This window comes from Bacillus massiliglaciei (genome assembly GCF_900098925.1).
GTDB lineage: Bacteria > Bacillota > Bacilli > Bacillales > DSM-1321 > Peribacillus > Peribacillus massiliglaciei.
This window is the reverse complement of record NZ_LT622360.1, coordinates 624,013-639,918: the sequence shown is the minus strand read 5'-3', so window position 1 is coordinate 639,918 and position 15,906 is coordinate 624,013. Positions and strand designations below refer to the sequence as shown.

The 15,906-nt window shown below is 40.2% G+C and carries 15 protein-coding genes; all 15 read right to left on the bottom strand.

The window, feature by feature from the left end; translation table 11 throughout:
* Nucleotides 1-12: 12 nt before the first annotated feature.
* A complete protein-coding gene (gene fliJ, locus BQ4305_RS19655; RefSeq protein ID WP_110929416.1) occupies nucleotides 13-453 on the bottom strand; it encodes a flagellar export protein FliJ in 441 nt (146 codons plus the stop codon).
* Nucleotides 450-1,739: a flagellar protein export ATPase FliI gene (gene fliI / locus BQ4305_RS19650; protein ID WP_407640176.1), complete on the bottom strand. Its 1,290-nt coding sequence runs from the start codon at nucleotides 1,737-1,739 to the stop codon at nucleotides 450-452. Before fliI ends, fliJ begins: the two co-directional genes overlap by 4 nt.
* A gap of 38 nt (nucleotides 1,740-1,777) precedes the next feature.
* On the bottom strand, nucleotides 1,778-2,542 hold the full coding sequence (gene fliH, locus BQ4305_RS19645) for a flagellar assembly protein FliH (protein WP_407640171.1): 765 nt from the start codon (nucleotides 2,540-2,542) through the stop codon (nucleotides 1,778-1,780).
* Nucleotides 2,535-3,554, bottom strand: a complete 1,020-nt coding sequence (gene fliG / locus BQ4305_RS19640; RefSeq protein WP_110929413.1) for a flagellar motor switch protein FliG — start codon at nucleotides 3,552-3,554, stop codon at nucleotides 2,535-2,537. The genes fliH and fliG overlap by 8 nt, the downstream gene beginning before the upstream one ends.
* Before the next feature lie 12 nt (nucleotides 3,555-3,566).
* Nucleotides 3,567-5,162: a flagellar basal-body MS-ring/collar protein FliF gene (gene fliF / locus BQ4305_RS19635; protein ID WP_110929412.1), complete on the bottom strand. Its 1,596-nt coding sequence runs from the start codon at nucleotides 5,160-5,162 to the stop codon at nucleotides 3,567-3,569.
* A 73-nt stretch (nucleotides 5,163-5,235) separates the two neighbouring features.
* Nucleotides 5,236-5,529, bottom strand: coding sequence for a flagellar hook-basal body complex protein FliE (gene fliE / locus BQ4305_RS19630; protein WP_110929705.1), 294 nt, complete (start codon nucleotides 5,527-5,529; stop codon nucleotides 5,236-5,238).
* 36 nt (nucleotides 5,530-5,565) lie between these two features.
* Complete coding sequence (flgC, locus tag BQ4305_RS19625) at nucleotides 5,566-6,015, bottom strand: flagellar basal body rod protein FlgC (RefSeq protein WP_110929411.1); 450 nt, start codon at nucleotides 6,013-6,015, stop codon at nucleotides 5,566-5,568.
* The gene (gene flgB, locus BQ4305_RS19620; protein ID WP_110929410.1) at nucleotides 6,015-6,404 is read right to left on the bottom strand and encodes a flagellar basal body rod protein FlgB; all 390 of its coding nucleotides are present in this window, start codon (nucleotides 6,402-6,404) and stop codon (nucleotides 6,015-6,017) included. Before flgB ends, flgC begins: the two co-directional genes overlap by 1 nt.
* 732 nt (nucleotides 6,405-7,136) lie before the next feature.
* Nucleotides 7,137-7,916, bottom strand: a complete 780-nt coding sequence (codY, locus tag BQ4305_RS19615; RefSeq protein ID WP_110929409.1) for a GTP-sensing pleiotropic transcriptional regulator CodY — start codon at nucleotides 7,914-7,916, stop codon at nucleotides 7,137-7,139.
* 77 nt (nucleotides 7,917-7,993) lie between these two features.
* Entirely contained in the window at nucleotides 7,994-9,403 is a 1,410-nt protein-coding gene (hslU, locus tag BQ4305_RS19610) for an HslU--HslV peptidase ATPase subunit (protein ID WP_110929408.1), read from the bottom strand.
* Nucleotides 9,404-9,418: 15 nt separating this feature from the next.
* Complete coding sequence (hslV, locus tag BQ4305_RS19605) at nucleotides 9,419-9,961, bottom strand: ATP-dependent protease subunit HslV (protein ID WP_110929407.1); 543 nt, start codon at nucleotides 9,959-9,961, stop codon at nucleotides 9,419-9,421.
* Between the two features lie 21 nt (nucleotides 9,962-9,982).
* Nucleotides 9,983-10,885 carry a tyrosine recombinase XerC gene (xerC, locus tag BQ4305_RS19600; RefSeq protein WP_110929406.1) on the bottom strand — a complete coding sequence of 301 codons (903 nt, stop codon included), beginning with the start codon at nucleotides 10,883-10,885 and terminating at the stop codon, nucleotides 9,983-9,985.
* 58 nt (nucleotides 10,886-10,943) lie between these two features.
* Complete coding sequence (trmFO, locus tag BQ4305_RS19595) at nucleotides 10,944-12,251, bottom strand: FADH(2)-oxidizing methylenetetrahydrofolate--tRNA-(uracil(54)-C(5))-methyltransferase TrmFO (RefSeq protein WP_110929405.1); 1,308 nt, start codon at nucleotides 12,249-12,251, stop codon at nucleotides 10,944-10,946.
* Between the two features lie 381 nt (nucleotides 12,252-12,632).
* A complete protein-coding gene (topA, locus tag BQ4305_RS19590; RefSeq protein ID WP_110929404.1) occupies nucleotides 12,633-14,708 on the bottom strand; it encodes a type I DNA topoisomerase in 2,076 nt (691 codons plus the stop codon).
* A 242-nt stretch (nucleotides 14,709-14,950) separates the two neighbouring features.
* A complete protein-coding gene (gene dprA, locus BQ4305_RS19585; RefSeq protein WP_110929403.1) occupies nucleotides 14,951-15,832 on the bottom strand; it encodes a DNA-processing protein DprA in 882 nt (293 codons plus the stop codon).
* Nucleotides 15,833-15,906: the final 74 nt, after the last annotated feature.

Genomic DNA, 15,906 nt, shown 5'->3' with positions numbered 1-15,906 from the left:
ATGCTTCACCTGTTATCCTTTATTTAAAAATTGACGGATGGATATCTCATCCATGCTCTTGTTTTCTTCTTCCTTCATACCATCAAGAAATCTAGTAAAATCGTTTTCTTTTATTTTTTCATATTTCCTAACTTCCACGTTCTTATCCATAAGCTCTTGCTGCCGTTTATTCATAATATAACGGGTTTCCATAACTGTTTTTTGGTTTTGTTCGATTATTTTTTCCAAGTTGTCCATGAAAAGCTGGTGCTGTCTAATATCCTGAACAGAAAGACCTGTAACTAGTTTTTCTTGCTGAAAATCAAGCAGCTCCTCTTTTTTCTTTAACAGCTTATATAGTTTCTCTGCTGCTTCTTCAAAGCGTTTCATGGATTCATTATATTTGGAAAGCGCGTCAGCCTTTTCCTTCTCCCTGATTGACAGGATTTTGCCGAATTTATATTGAAACATCATACATTTTCACCTGTTCCCATAAAATCGATCAGTCTCTGGATGCTTTGTTCCTTTGTTACTTTTTCATGTGTGCCCTGCTTTAAGAAAGAGATAATTTCGGGATATTGCTTAATTGATTGATCAATATTTGGGGAAGATCCCTTCTTATAAGCTCCGATATTGATTAAATCCTCTGATTCCATATACGTCGACAGCCTGTTTCTAAGAATTTCGGCGGCCTGCTTATGTTCTTTTGCCACTATGCTGTTCATTACACGGCTAATACTTTTTAAAACGTTGATCGCCGGATATTGTCCTTTATTGGCTAATTGCCTGTCCAGGACAAAATGCCCATCAAGAATTCCCCGCACTGCATCTGCTATTGGTTCATTCATATCATCTCCGTCAACCAGCACGGTATAAAAAGCAGTTATTGAGCCATGTTCATTTGTACCTGTACGTTCAAGGAGCCTCGGCAATATAGCAAATACAGAAGGGGTATAACCTTTGGTTGTCGGCGGTTCTCCTACTGCCAGACCAATCTCCCTCTGCGCCATAGCAACCCGGGTTACTGAGTCCATCATCAGCATGACATTCAGTCCTTTATCCCGGAAATATTCAGCAATAGCAGTAGCCGTCAATGCACCCTTTATTCTCATAAGCGCAGGCTGATCGGAAGTGGCCACAACTACAATGGAGCGTGAAAGTCCCTCCGGTCCTAAATCTTTTTCAATAAATTCACGGACTTCACGGCCTCGCTCCCCTATTAGCGCTATTACATTCAAATCAGCAGTGGTATTTCTTGCTACCATTCCCAGCAAAGTACTTTTGCCGACTCCGCTTCCGGCAAAAATCCCTACACGCTGTCCCATTCCCACAGCCAGGAGACTGTCAATCACTCTGACCCCGACATTTATCTGTTCGGAAATTGGCGGCCTGTTCATTGGATTTGGGGGTTCCCGATCGACTGCCACCGAAGCAAGCCCTTTCGGAAGCAGTGCTTCATCAATTGATTGTCCAAGGGGGTCTACCACTTTTCCGATCAGTCCGGTACCTGTCTTAATTTCCAAAGGTTTTCCTGTCCCTTCGACTATACTGCCCGGTGAAATATCACTGACAGAGGTAAAAGGCATCAAAATGACCATTTCATCCTTGAACCCTACAACTTCCGCCATGATTTTTCTGTTTTTTCTCTGTGTTCCGGCATTTATAAAGCAAATATCACCTATTGAACTGACCGGTCCCTGTGATTCAATCATGAGGCCAACTACTCTTTTAACCCTGCCATACTGTTTAAAGCTGTCCATTTCTTCAACCAACGGAATAAGGTCTTTAACCTGCACGTTTACTCACCTTCCAGTAATTCTGTAAGTTTCTGCTTAATCTCTTCAAGCTGAGTGTCCACACTGGCATCAATTCTTCCTTTATCCGATTCGATATAACAGCCTGTTTCACTCATTTCCTCATCAGGATAGATATACAATTCTGTTTCCCTTGGGAAGATGGCCAGCAGTTCGTCTTTATGATCCAATACGAAAGGATAGTGCATTGGATGAATATGAAGCTGGACCTCTGTATGCTCTTTCACTTGCTTCACAGCTCTCTTTACGATTCCCAGAAAAGTCTCATCTTCGCTTTCTAGCTTGGAAGCAATGATTTTGCCGGCTACTTGAACAGCAAGCTCTAAAATGACAGGTTCAGAAGCTTCAATATGCTTTTGGTAATCTTCTTTCGATGATTCAATGATTGATCCTGCAAACTGGATCGACTCTGCCATCTCTTGATAGCCCTTTTGCTGTCCATCTTCATAACCTTGCTGAAAGCCTTCTTTTTGCGCCTGTTCTCTTAGTAAAGGCTTCTCTTCATTTTCCCAGCGCTGCCGATCTTCCTCGATTTCCCTTTTGAGCCGTAAAGCTTCGTTATGGGCCTTTAATAAAATTTCTTCAGCTTCAAGCCTTGCTGCTTCTTCCCAGTCAGAATCTGGCTTGCCGTCATTTGAAGCGCCTTCTGTATCACCTTCACGCAGAAAAGGAGTAAAAGTTCTTAGTTTAATCGGAATTCCCTGCTGTTTTGTGTCATTGGCTAAATATGATTTGATGATCCTAGACAATAATGTCATCTCCTCCGCCGCGGGCAATGACAATCTCGCCCGCTTCTTCAAGCCTGCGGATAACTGTTACAATTCTCGATTGAGCTTCTTCAACATCTTTCAGTCTGACAGGTCCCATATATTCCATTTCTTCAATGAACGTTTCAACCATACGTTTTGACATATTCTTAAAGACAATATCTTTCACTTCATCACTTGCAACCTTGAGAGAAAGTTTAAGGTCTTCATTATCAGAATCCCGAACAATCCTTTGAATCGCTCTTCCATCAAGTGTGACAATGTCTTCGAAGACAAACATCCGTTTCTTGATTTCCTCTGCCAATTCTGGATCCTGGATCTCAAGTGCATCTAAGATTGTCCGCTCAGTAGATCGATCTACACCATTCAATACATCTACAACTGCTTCTACACCGCCAGTTTGAGTATAATCCTGTGTAACAGTAGCAGAAAGCTTACGTTCAAGAATTTGTTCGACTTCATTGATGATTTCTGGTGATGTGCTGTCCATTAAGGCGATTCGTTTCGCAATATCAGCCTGCATATCTTGAGGTAAATCTGAAAGGATTTGGCCTGCCTGAGCAGGATCAAGATAAGAAAGAATTAACGCGATTGTCTGCGGATGCTCATTCTGGATGAAGTTCAATATTTGAGCTGGATCAGCCTTCCGCGCAAAATCAAACGGTCTTACCTGGAGAGACGAAGTCAGTCTATTGATAATAGAAGCAGCCTGTTCCGTGCCAAGTGCTTTTTCCAGGACTTGTTTAGCATATCCTATCCCACCCTGAGAGATATAATCCTGAGCAAGAGCGATATTATGGAACTCATCCATAATGTCTTCCTTTTCCTTGTTTTCCACCTTTCTCACACCGGAAATTTCTAAAGTCAACTTCTCAATTTCTTCCTCCGAAAGATGCTTATATACTGAAGCAGAAACATCTGGTCCGAGAGAGATCAGAAGTATAGCTGCTTTTTGTTTACCAGTTAAACCGCCTTTTTTCTTTCGATCTGTCACTTCGCTGCCCTCCTAATCTTCTGCAATCCAGCTTCTTAACAATTTAGCAAATTCATCCGGCTTTTCTTTAGCTAATTTTTCAAGTTGCTTTCTCTTGATGGATGCTTCTGTTTCTTGTTCTTTATATAAGTCCGGAACGGTAATAGGGACTTCCTCTTCCACAATAACCTCTTCATATTCTTCCTCTTTTCTTCTTGACCGGAAGAAAAGAATGGCGAGGATAATAATGATGAGAAGCAAAGTGCCCCCTACGATATAAACCCATATTGGAATAACTGGTACTTCAGATTGAGTTGCTGTCATTTTCCCATTGAAAGGCTGCACTGAAATCGCAATTTTTTGTTCAATATCTTCATCAGTAAGTGCCTCAGTTTCCCCGTCTTTATTAATTGTTGTTCTGATAATGGTACTTAGGACTTTGGATATGTCCTCTCTGCTTTCGTCAGAAAGTGAGTTAGGATCCTTTGCGTTCGGCGGTTCAACCATTACCTGGATACCGAGATCTTTTATTTTATATGGACTTTCAACAATTTCTTTTTTTATTCTGTTTACTTCACTATTTACCGTTTCTTCAACTTTTTCATAATCGCCTGAACCGTCTGATCCTTCAACATAGGTTGAGCCAAGCGAATCCGAAGCATCTTCACCTTCAGGCACTCCCCCTGCGGCTGCCTGATCACCGCTGTATGTTTCATTTATTCTTTTAGCAGAAATTGTGATCCCTTCCATATTTTCTTCATCTACAGGAGTAACCAGGTTTTCTTCACGGTTTTCCTGAGTGAAATCAATGTCTGTGGAAACAGATACAACCACTTTATCCCGACCCATTAACGTGCCAAGCATCGTTTGTACTTGTCTCTGAATATCACGTTCAATTTCTTTTTTAATCTCCTGCTGGGAAGCAAAAGCTGTACCGGCAGCAGAACTTTTTGTATTTCCGTAATCAAAATACTCAAAGTCTTGGTTCATAATGACGATATTATCAGTAGGAAGATTCGGGATACTTTTCGAGACTAAATGATATAAAGAATTGATTTGATTTTCTTGAAATTGGTATCCCGGCTTTGTAGTTAAAACAATGGAAGCAGAAGCTTCACCGGCAGCGTCACTTACAAAGACGCCCTCTGAGGGGAGAGTAATCATGACATTCGCATCCTGCACCCCTTCTATGTTCTTTATCAGCCCAGCTAACTCAGATTGCATGGCATCCAATTTAACGACATTGAATTCATTTTCTGTCATGCCGATTCCGGCATTCTGACCGAAGAAAGAATAATCAATATTGCCCGACTGAGGAAGTCCCTCCGCTGCAAGTTCAACCTTTAAGGTGTCTACCTGTTCTTCAGGTACCTTGATACTTGTTCCATCTTCAGATATTTCATTTTTAATCCCTTTACTGTCCAGATTCTCTTTTATGCTGCCTGTTTCTGTAGCAGATAGATCTCTGTATAAAGGAACCATTGTTGTTTTAGATGTCCATATCGATAAGAAAATTATAAAAAGCAAAAGAAACAGGAAAGAGCCAATCAGCAGAAATTTTTGTTTTTTGCTTCTAGCTCCCCAAAATCCTGTTACCTTAGTTTTAATTGACGTTAACGCTTCATTCATTTCAATCCCCCGGTATTATATGTGAATTTAGTAGGAACTTGATGAATCCTTTCTTTCTTAAGAAGTGCCTTTTCTATATGCTCATCCTCATCATCTCTTGATAAGCTTCCACAGCTTTATTTCGCACTTCCAGAGCCATTGACATAGAGATGCTTGCTTTTTGACTGGCAACCATAACAGTATGAAGGTCCACATTTTCTCCATTTACCATTTTTTCAGTTGCTTGGTCTGAACTGATCTGAGCTTCATTTACCTTATTGATCGCATCCTTCAATGCACCCGAAAAATCTTGCTGTGCTTTAAAAGGAGTTGCCTTTGCTGCTTGCTCCGCTATCCCGTTCGTATTATTCAGAGCTGTGATTCCCATTACTGGCATTTATATTTCCTCCCGTACTACTACATTTTATTTTCCTATCTCAAGTGCCTTCATCAGCATTCCTTTGGAGGCATTCATTACTGTAACATTTGCTTCATAGGAGCGGGTCGCACTCATCAAATCCACCATTTCTCTCAGCGGATCAACATTCGGCATTTCAACGTACCCCTCTTCGTTTGCATCCGGATGATCAGGATTGTATTCGAGCTTGCCCGGAGTCTGATCCTCCACGATTTTGGCAACCTTTACCCCGCTGCCTTCAGAGCCGCCCGAAGAGGCTCTTTGCAGATAACCGGAAAAACCATTCTCTTTACTTTGTAGTACAACACTTTTTCTTTGATACGGCTTCCATTCTCCATCTACATATTTCCCTCTTGTAGTCTCGGAATTAGCCATGTTTGAGGAAACAACATCCATCCTTAACCGCTGGCTTGTCAATGCAGTCGAAGTGGTGTTCAAGCTATGAAACATACTCATTACTTTCCACCCCTAATTACGTTTTGCAGGGAAGAAAACTTTCCTGCGAGGCGATCTGTCACTGCGTTGTAATAAATTTGATTGGTTGCTAGGTCGCTCATTTCTTTATCAACATCTACGCTGTTCCCATTATTGTTGTAACTCACATTGTTACGGGAGATGGTAAAAGGCTTTGCCTCATTTTCAGTGAATGCAAAATGCCTGTTGTCTGTTCTATACGTATCCATTGCTGAATTTAGTTCGTTCTGAAAATTATTTTTAGTAATCTCCTGAGCTTTATAATTAGGAGTGTCTGCATTAGCAATATTTTGAGAAATTACATTTTGTTTGGCAGTGGAATAATCCAATGCTTTTTCCAAAGAGTGAATGGTGCCGGAGAAAATTTCCATTTATTCACTGCTCCCCTTTCATCAGAATGAAGCCAATCTTTCATTCTCTTAATCATAGTTATAAATACCTATCAATTGTAGAACCATGCCTTATTTTGTCGTTTCTTTCACTTTTTCTTTAAAATCCCTTTAAAAATAATTCATTTTTTGATTATATTCGACAATCAATCCAATTTCTTCTTGAATACTTTTACAATCATACCTAAAAAACCGCAAAACTACTTGTTACTTTTGTACTAAATTTCTTAAAAAACAATATTTTTACATTAAATTCCGCTTATAAAAAAAGAAGTTATAGGATATTTAACACATAAAAAAGAAGCCACAAAAATTATAAGCCTATATAATTCCATATTATACATCACTTATAGTTCTATATGACTATAATTTAACCTTTTTATTTGTGAATTTTTTATGTATTTCTTATTATATGGCTTGGAATAAAAAAAACGGTTCCTAAAATAAAGGACTAACTGTACCGGTTTCCCTGCACGGTTACAAAATGGTGTGTCATTATTTCAAGTTTTCTATATTTTGTTAACTGAATTAGAAACTCGATATGAGTGGGTAGGGGATTTAAACAGAATTTTAAGAGACTAAGGGTATTAAGTGACTTTATGAGGAAGCAAAACGGGTAACAGGCTGGAAAAAATAAAAAAAGACTGCAGGTCAGACCGAATTTTTTCCGTCTGTCTGCAGCCAAAAAGCCTGATATACAGGCTTTTATCAAAATTAACTATTTTTTAACTTTTCTAATTCCAACAGGAATTTATCATTCAATACTTTAATATATGTTCCTTTCATTCCCAGAGAACGAGACTCAATGACTCCGGCGCTCTCCAGCTTTCTAAGCGCATTAACAATAACAGAACGTGTAATTCCTACGCGGTCAGCAATTTTTGAAGCAACAAGGAGACCTTCATTTCCTTTCAGTTCTTCAAAAATATGCTCAATGGCCTCTAATTCGCTATAAGAAAGGGAACTAATTGCCATTTGAACTACCGCTTTACTGCGAGCTTCTTCCTCAATCTCTTCTGCTTTTTCACGAAGGATTTCCATTCCTACTACCGTAGCGCCATACTCAGCCAAGATCAAATCGTCATCATGAAATTTTTCTTCCAGTCTGGCTAAAATTAATGTTCCAAGACGCTCTCCGCCTCCGATAATCGGCACAATTGTAGTAAGTCCGGCAGAAAACAATTCCTTATTTTCCACTGGGAAAGCGGTATATTCACTTTCAATGTCCAAATTTGAAGAAGTTTCTTCAATATGGAAAAGGTTTTTCGTATACCCTTCAGGAAATTGCTTATCTTCAAGCATTTTAATCATACGTTCATTTTCAATTTGCTGGCTGACAGCAATCCCAAGCAGCTTTCCGCGGCGGCTGACGACAAATACATTAGACTCAATAACATCGCTTAATGTCTCAGCCATTTCTTTAAAGTTTACGGGCTTTCCAGCCGCTTTTTGAAGCATTGCATTAATTTTTCTTGTTTTTTCTAGTAAATTCATTGTTTGTTCCTCCTAAAAACCTTGTTAACTGTGTATATTGCTCAATCTAATTACAATGTTTGCCGATTGAAGCCGCCTTATAAAATGAACTGGCTCAAATCCTTATTCCGTGAAATAGAGCCGAGTTTTTCTTCTACATATTGCGGCGTGATAAGGATCTTATCCAGCGTCACATCAGGTGCTTCAAAAGAAAGATCTTCCAACAGTCTTTCCATAATCGTATGAAGGCGGCGGGCACCGATATTGTCGGTATTTTGATTCACTTCAAAAGCAACTTCAGCTATTTTACGAATAGCTTCGTCAGAAAATTCTATTTTTATACCTTCTGTTTCCAATAATGCTACATATTGTTTTAGCAAAGCATTATCCGGTTCATGCAGAATTCTGACGAAATCTTCAACTGTCAGCTTTTTCAATTCTACACGGATGGGAAGCCGGCCCTGAAGTTCCGGAATTAAATCAGACGGCTTTGCAATATGAAATGCTCCTGCAGCAATAAAGAGAACGTGATCTGTTTTTACAGAACCATATTTCGTGACCACTGTGGATCCTTCTACAATCGGGAGAATATCCCTTTGGACTCCCTCTCGTGATACGTCTGCAGAAGAGCTTCCAGATTGTTTGCTTGCAATCTTATCAATCTCATCGATGAAAATGATGCCTGTTTGCTCCGCCCTGTAGATTGCTTCCTGTGTGACTTCATCCATATCAATTAACTTCCCGGCTTCTTCATTTGCCAGCACCGTCCTGGCCTCGCTTACTTTTAATTTTCTTTTCTTCTTTTTTTTAGGCATTAAACTGCCAAGGGCATCCTGCATATTCATCCCCATTTGTTCCATTCCCGAACCTTGCAGCATATCAAACATGGAAGCTTGCTGTTCTTCAACTTCAACGGTAATCATTTCTTCTTCTAATTCGCCCTTTGCCAGTCTTTCTTCGGCCAAAGCCCGTTTCTGCTTTATATTCATATCATCGGCAGGCTGTTCACTTTCTTGTTCATCAAAAGATTGATTTCCGCCAAATAATGCTTCTAAAGGGTTTTTAAACGTGTTTTGTTTCTTAAAAGAAGGAACTAACAGCTCGATAAGACGGCGGTTTGCATTTTCCTCCGCCCTCTCCCTCACACTTTCCATTTTTTCTTCCTTGACGAGTCGCACGGATGTTTCCATAAGATCCCGGACCATGGATTCTACATCTCTTCCAACATATCCAACTTCCGTAAATTTCGTTGCTTCTACTTTTATGAAAGGGGCTCCCACCAATTTAGCAATCCGGCGGGCTATTTCGGTTTTCCCTACACCGGTAGGACCGATCATCAAGATATTTTTGGGGACAATTTCATCTTTCATCTGATCAGAAAGCAGCGTTCTCCGATATCTGTTTCTTAAAGCCACGGCTACCGCCCGTTTGGCTTCACTTTGACCGACAATATATTGATCCAGTTTCTCGACCGTCTGCTTCGGTGTTAAGTCTGTTTTTTTACGCATTCTCTCAACTCCTCCTTACAGCTCTTCCACGATTATATTTGTATTGGTAAAGACACAAATTTCCGCTGCAATTTGTAAAGATGATTCCGCAATTTCCTTGGCAGTCAAATGATCGCCGGAATACCGTTTTAATGCTCTGCCTGCTGCGAGTGCATAATTGCCTCCTGAACCTATGGCAAGAATGCCATCATCCGGCTCTATAACCTCACCCGTTCCTGAAACAAGAAGGATATGCTCAGTATCCATCACAATCAGCATAGCCTCAAGCTTTCTCAATATATTGTCACTTCTCCATTGCTTTGCCATTTCTACAGCTGCGCGCTGAAGGTTTCCATTATATTCTTCCAACTTGGACTCAAACATTTCGAACAGTGTGAATGCGTCTGCAACAGACCCGGCAAAGCCAGCCAGTACCTGGCCGTTAAAGATCCGCCTTACCTTTTTGGCCGTATGCTTCATAACTACTGAATTTCCAAGTGTAACCTGACCGTCTCCCGCCATGGCGCTCTTTCCTTTATGCTGCACCGCAAAAATGGTGGTTGCATGAAAATTACCCATTTCCATTCTCCTTTCGAAACTTTATGCTCTAGGATGTGTTGCATTATATACTTTTTTCAGCTGATCTTTCGATACATGTGTATAAACTTGTGTTGAAGAGATTTTAGAATGGCCCAACAGTTCTTGGACTGTCCGTATATCTGCACCCCGATTCAGCAGATGCGTGGCAAATGAATGCCTAAGCATATGCGGATGCAAACTCCCTTCAAGTGCCGCTTTTTCTATTAACCCATTCAAGATATAGCGAATTCCTCTGGCTGTGAGCGGACTCCCCCGAAAATTAACAAATAGGTAGCTATGATCCGGCTTTGTACTTGGAATTAAATCATTCCTTGCCGAGTTAATATATGTATCCAGCGCTTCCCGGGCATAGTTTCCGAAAGGAACATACCGGTCTTTTTTCCCCTTTCCATGAATGAGGATGGTTCCTAAACTAAAATCCAGGTCCTTCAATTTAATCTCACAGCATTCACTTACCCTGATTCCCGATGCATACAACAATTCAAGCAAAGCTGCATCGCGAATTTCTTTCGGCGAATTCCTTTTTAATGAAGAAAACAAATGATTTAGTTCCTCCTCATATAGAAAACGAGGAAGTTTTTGATCTTTTTTCGGCAGGGATACAAGGGAAAATGGGTTTTCTTTCACTTTCCCTTCCCGCAGTAAAAATTTATAGAAACTTCTAAGACAAGATGTTTTTCTGGCTACCGACCGCTTCGATAAATCGTTCTGATGCAGCTTAGTCAAGAAAAGCCGGGCATCAAAATATTCAACCTGAGCAAGGTCTTCTATACCCTGCTCATGTAAAAACAGATAAAACTCTTCGATATCCCGTTTATAATTATTCAGTGTGTGAAGTGAATAATTCTTTTCAATCTGCAAATACTCTGCGAAAGAATGAAACTCCTCTGTTAAACGATTCATAGAACACCTCACAAAGGCTATTAAATAGTACCATACTTTAAAAAGGCAGGCAAATAAATTACAAACAATTCACAAAGTTCTGAATTGTTTCCAATGCCCGATTTGCATGCATTTCATTTCTTTCCTTTTTCCCTTTGACCTTTACTTCCAAATCTGGGAATAATCCAAAGTTCGCATTCATCGGCTGGAAATTCTTCGAATTAGTAGTGGTGATATAGTTAGCCATGCTTCCCATTGCCGTAGCAAGCGGGAATTCTGTTGCATCCTTTCCCGATACAAGCCTTGCAGCATTAATACCTGCAATCAGACCTGAAGCCGCTGACTCGACGTATCCTTCCACACCTGTCATTTGGCCCGCAAAAAATAAATCGTCTCGGTTTCTAAACTGATAGGTAGACTTTAACACTTTGGGTGAGTTAATAAAAGTATTTCGATGCATGACACCATAACGGACAATTTCCGCATTTTCCAAGCCGGGTATTAATTGAAGCACTTCTTTTTGCGGCCCCCATTTTAGATGAGTTTGGAATCCAACAATATTATAAAGAGTACCTGCTGCATCATCCTGCCTTAATTGCACGACTGCAAATGGCCGCTTTCCGGTTTTTGGATCTTCAAGACCGACCGGTTTCATAGGTCCGAACAGCATGGTTTTTCTTCCCCTTTGAGCCATTACCTCAATAGGCATGCAGCCTTCAAAAAAGATTTCTTTTTCAAATTCTTTTAATGGAACAGTTTCTGCTGCGATAAGTGCCTCATAAAAGCGATTGAATTCTTCTTCCGTCATCGGACAGTTTAGATAGGCAGCCTCTCCCTTATCATATCGGGACTTTAAATATACTTTATTCATATCTATGCTGTCTTTTTCAATGATAGGCGCAGCTGCGTCATAAAAATACAAATATTCCTCATCCATAATTTTCATGAGGCTGTCTGACAGTGATTGGCTGGTTAAAGGTCCAGTCGCAATAATCGTCGGACCTTCAGGGATCTCTGTAACTTCTTCATTAATAACTGTAACATTCGGGTGATTTTTCACTCTCTCTGTGACCAGTCCGGCAAATTCATGGCGGTCAACAGCCAACGCACCCCCTGCCGGCACAGCGCACGCATCAGCTGCTGAAATAATAACCGAATCCAAAATACGCATTTCCTCTTTTAAAACGCCGACTGCGTTTGTAAGCGTATTAGCTCTAAGTGAATTGGAACAAACAAGCTCTGCGAATTTATCAGTATGGTGTGCAGGCGTTTGTTTCACAGGCCTCATTTCATATAAATCAACCTTAATTCCCCTTTTAGCCAGCTGCCAAGCGGCTTCACTGCCAGCAAGCCCGGCACCGATTACGTTCACTTTCATTCCTTCCATTTATTTTGCCTCCCTATTATTTATGTATGGTCTGCATTCTTCATTAACGGTAGTTGAGAAACTTTTTTTGCCTAAAAAAGATGGATGGCAAAGAAATATTATATCCCTTTCTAAATCGCTTTGTCCAATGATTTATGCGTTAAGCTGAAAAATAGCTTCTTTTCCGCTCCATTCTTTTCAAAAAGGAAAAATAAATGAAATTCTCTCTTCCATAAAGATGGCTAAATGTTTGGATGTTGCAGCTGTTTTTTAGTCGAAAGACATTCCATAGAAAGTGATTATCGGAAACAATGTCAATCGAACAAAAGTACCCTCCCCTAAACAGCAAAAAGTATCGGGAGTAACATCCCGATACTTTTTTAATACCTTAAAGTCATCTTATTAACTTTGCGGAGTTTCTTTGTAGTCGCATTTTAGACATTGTACCTGAATGCCTTTTTTTAGTTTCTTTTCTACTAACGTGCCTTCACACTTTGGACATGGCCGCGCTAATGGCTTATCCCAAGAAATGAATTCGCATTCCGGATACCTGTCGCATCCATAAAAAATCCGCCGTTTTTTGCTTTTTCTTTCTATAATATTGCCTTCCTTACAGTTCGGACATTTTACACCGATTTCTTTTACAATCGGCTTTGTATTGCGGCAGTCAGGGAAATTGCTGCAGGCCATAAATTTGCCATAACGCCCCATCTTGAACACCATGGGATGTCCGCATTCCTCACAGTCTACACCAGCCGGCTCATCCTTGATTTCTATTTTTTCCATTTCGCTTTCAGCTTTTTTCAGGTCGACTTCAAAACCTTTATAAAAATGGTCGATCACCTTTACCCACTGGGTCTGCCCCTCTTCAATGCTGTCAAATTCCTCTTCCATTTTAGCTGTGAATTCGGTATCCAGAATTTCCGGGAAAAATTCTCGGATCAGTTCCAATACAATTTCTCCTAATTCTGTCGGCACAAATCGCTTATTATCAAGCGTCACATATCCTCTTTTTTGAATGGTGTCCAGAGTCGGGGCATACGTAGAAGGTCTTCCTATGCCTAATTCTTCCAGCGTTCTGACAAGTCTTGCCTCCGTATACCTTGGCGGCGGCTGTGTGAAATGCTGCTTTGGTTCAATATCTTTTGAAAAGAAATTATCGCCTTCTTTTACATCTGGCAGCAGATTTTCTTTTTCTTCTTCAGAATCGTCATTTCCTTCTACATAAACTTTCATGAAACCCGGAAATTTAATCTTTGATCCATTCGCTCTGAAAACAATTCCGTTGTTATCCAGATCAATTGTCATCGTATCCATAATTGCAGAAGACATTTGGCTAGAAACAAATCTTTCCCAAATCAATTTATACAATCTGAATTGATCTCTGGATAAATGTTCTTTTACTAAATTAGGTTCTCTGAGTGAACTAGTCGGACGAATGGCTTCATGAGCATCCTGAGCGTTCGAGTTCTTTTTTTCTTTTCTTTGCTCAGACTGAATATATTCTTTTCCGTAATTGTTTTCAATTAAACCTTTAACTTCATCTTTCGCAATTTCAGAAATTCTTGTCGAGTCTGTACGCATATACGTGATTAAACCGATAGTTCCTTCTTTTCCTAACTCAATTCCTTCATATAGCTGCTGTGCGAGCATCATTGTTTTCTTGGCCCGGAAATTAAGCTTCCTTGCTGCCTCCTGCTGCAGGGAAGAAGTCGTAAACGGTGCAGCTGGATTACGTTTTCGTTCTTTCTTGGTCACAGACACAATCTTAAATTCTCCGCCTTGAATCTCAGACAGAATCTTCTTAACATCCTGTTCTGTCTTCAATTCTGTTCTTTCTCCATTCATGCTAAAGAAAGATCCTTGGAACTGTTCTTTTCCCTTCAAGAAATCGGCCTTGATTGACCAATACTCTTCTGGAATAAAGGCTTTGATTTCATTTTCTCTGTCAATAATCATTCTTACAGCTACGGATTGAACTCTTCCTGCACTCAGACCCTTTTTGACTTTCTTCCATAATAAAGGACTGATATTATATCCGACCAGTCTGTCAAGAATCCTCCTTGCCTGCTGCGCATCTACCAAGTTCATATTAATTGGCCTTGGTGTTTTAAATGATTCTTTGATTGCCTCTTTGGTAATCTCGTTAAAAACTACCCGGCAATCCGAATGGATGTCCACATCGAGACTGTGAGCCAAATGCCAGGCAATCGCTTCCCCTTCTCTGTCGGGGTCAGCCGCAAGATAAATTTTCTTTGCCTTTTTCGCAGCTGTTTTTAATTCCTTTAATATGGGGCCTTTGCCCCTTATCGTAATATATTGAGGGTCGTATTCATGTTCAACATCCACACCCATCTTACTTTTCGGCAAATCACGAATATGCCCCATGGATGCCTTGACCTTATATTTCTTTCCTAAATATCTCTCTATCGTCTTCGCCTTGGCCGGCGATTCCACTATTACTAAATAATCCGACATTCACTAAGTCCTCCTCAAAGAGGTAATATAAATCTTCACTATTATCAATCATTCAAATTTCATTTGTCAACTTGGATATTTCAAGAAATGTCCCCTTATAACCCAAAAAGCACTTTTAAAAGGGGTCTGTTGCAAAATTTATAACAGTTTTCAAATAATTTCAACCTTTTTCCCTAATATTTCTATTCTTTTAGCATATTTAATGAAAATTTCACGTATGCTCTCTACTTTTTGGAAAACTTCTATATAATATTTACCGGAAGCTCTTCCAAAATATTTTCCGGTGCAAGAACCATTTTTGCTCCCTCTTGGATTAACCTGTTTGTCCCTTGTGATTCAGAGCTAAAGATTGTTCCCGGTAAGGCAAAGACCTCTCTGTTTTGATCTAGTGCCAGCTTAGCCGTGATTAACGACCCGCTCTTTATTTTTGCTTCAACAACAAATACCCCTATGGATAATCCGCTTATGATCCTGTTTCTCATCGGGAACATCCATGGTTCTGCTTTAGTGAAAGGCGTCATTTCGGAAATCAGCAAGCCTTGTTCTGCTATATCTGCCGCAAGCTTTTTATTTTGTTTAGGGTAAATATCCAAAATTCCTCCGCCCAGAACCGCAATGGTTTTACCTCCTGTTTTGAGAGTGATCAAGTGAGCCGCAGAGTCGACGCCAATCGCCATCCCGCTTACAATTACCACGTCTTTCTTAATAAGTGTCGGCAAAATCGATTTTAACGCTTCTGTCCCGTATGCTGTCGGCTTTCTGGTACCGATTACAGCAATCGGCCGCCTTTCTGTTAAAAGCTCTCTTTTCCCCTTTAAATAAAGAATATGGGGCGGATCATAAATCTCTTTTAGCAAACAGGGATAATCCGGGTCTTCCAACGTTAGGTAATCGATTTGGGAGTTTTCATATTTTTGAAGAATGTTAGCAAGCGGTAATGAATGAAGGTCACGATAGAAGTTTTCTATCTTTTGAGTGGGAAGTAGGAGAAGCTCTTTCCATTCCTGAAAAGTTTTAGTATAGAGGGTTTGAAGGGAAGGGTCATTCAGGAGTATCCTGTCAATCGATTTATAGCCAATGCCTTGGCAATGATGGAGATGCAGCAGTCTTTTTTTCTTGTTCACATATATGTCCTCCTTTGGCAGATTGCATGCAAAAAGGAACTGACCTCTTTCATTAACGAAAGAGGATCAGCCTT

What these genes read in the sequence shown, in the direction of transcription:
- fliJ (WP_110929416.1), bottom strand. Translation starts at nt 453, where the DNA reads ATGATGTTTCAATATAAATTCGGCAAAATCCTGTCAATCAGGGAGAAG.
- fliI (WP_407640176.1), bottom strand. Translation starts at nt 1,739, where the DNA reads ATGGACAGCTTTAAACAGTATGGCAGGGTTAAAAGAGTAGTTGGCCTC.
- fliF (WP_110929412.1), bottom strand. Translation starts at nt 5,162, where the DNA reads ATGAATGAAGCGTTAACGTCAATTAAAACTAAGGTAACAGGATTTTGG.
- fliE (WP_110929705.1), bottom strand. Translation starts at nt 5,529, where the DNA reads ATGGGAATCACAGCTCTGAATAATACGAACGGGATAGCGGAGCAAGCA.
- flgC (WP_110929411.1), bottom strand. Translation starts at nt 6,015, where the DNA reads ATGAGTATGTTTCATAGCTTGAACACCACTTCGACTGCATTGACAAGC.
- flgB (WP_110929410.1), bottom strand. Translation starts at nt 6,404, where the DNA reads ATGGAAATTTTCTCCGGCACCATTCACTCTTTGGAAAAAGCATTGGAT.
- codY (WP_110929409.1), bottom strand. Translation starts at nt 7,916, where the DNA reads ATGAATTTACTAGAAAAAACAAGAAAAATTAATGCAATGCTTCAAAAA.
- hslU (WP_110929408.1), bottom strand. Translation starts at nt 9,403, where the DNA reads ATGCGTAAAAAAACAGACTTAACACCGAAGCAGACGGTCGAGAAACTG.
- hslV (WP_110929407.1), bottom strand. Translation starts at nt 9,961, where the DNA reads ATGGGTAATTTTCATGCAACCACCATTTTTGCGGTGCAGCATAAAGGA.
- xerC (WP_110929406.1), bottom strand. Translation starts at nt 10,885, where the DNA reads ATGAATCGTTTAACAGAGGAGTTTCATTCTTTCGCAGAGTATTTGCAG.
- trmFO (WP_110929405.1), bottom strand. Translation starts at nt 12,251, where the DNA reads ATGGAAGGAATGAAAGTGAACGTAATCGGTGCCGGGCTTGCTGGCAGT.
- topA (WP_110929404.1), bottom strand. Translation starts at nt 14,708, where the DNA reads ATGTCGGATTATTTAGTAATAGTGGAATCGCCGGCCAAGGCGAAGACG.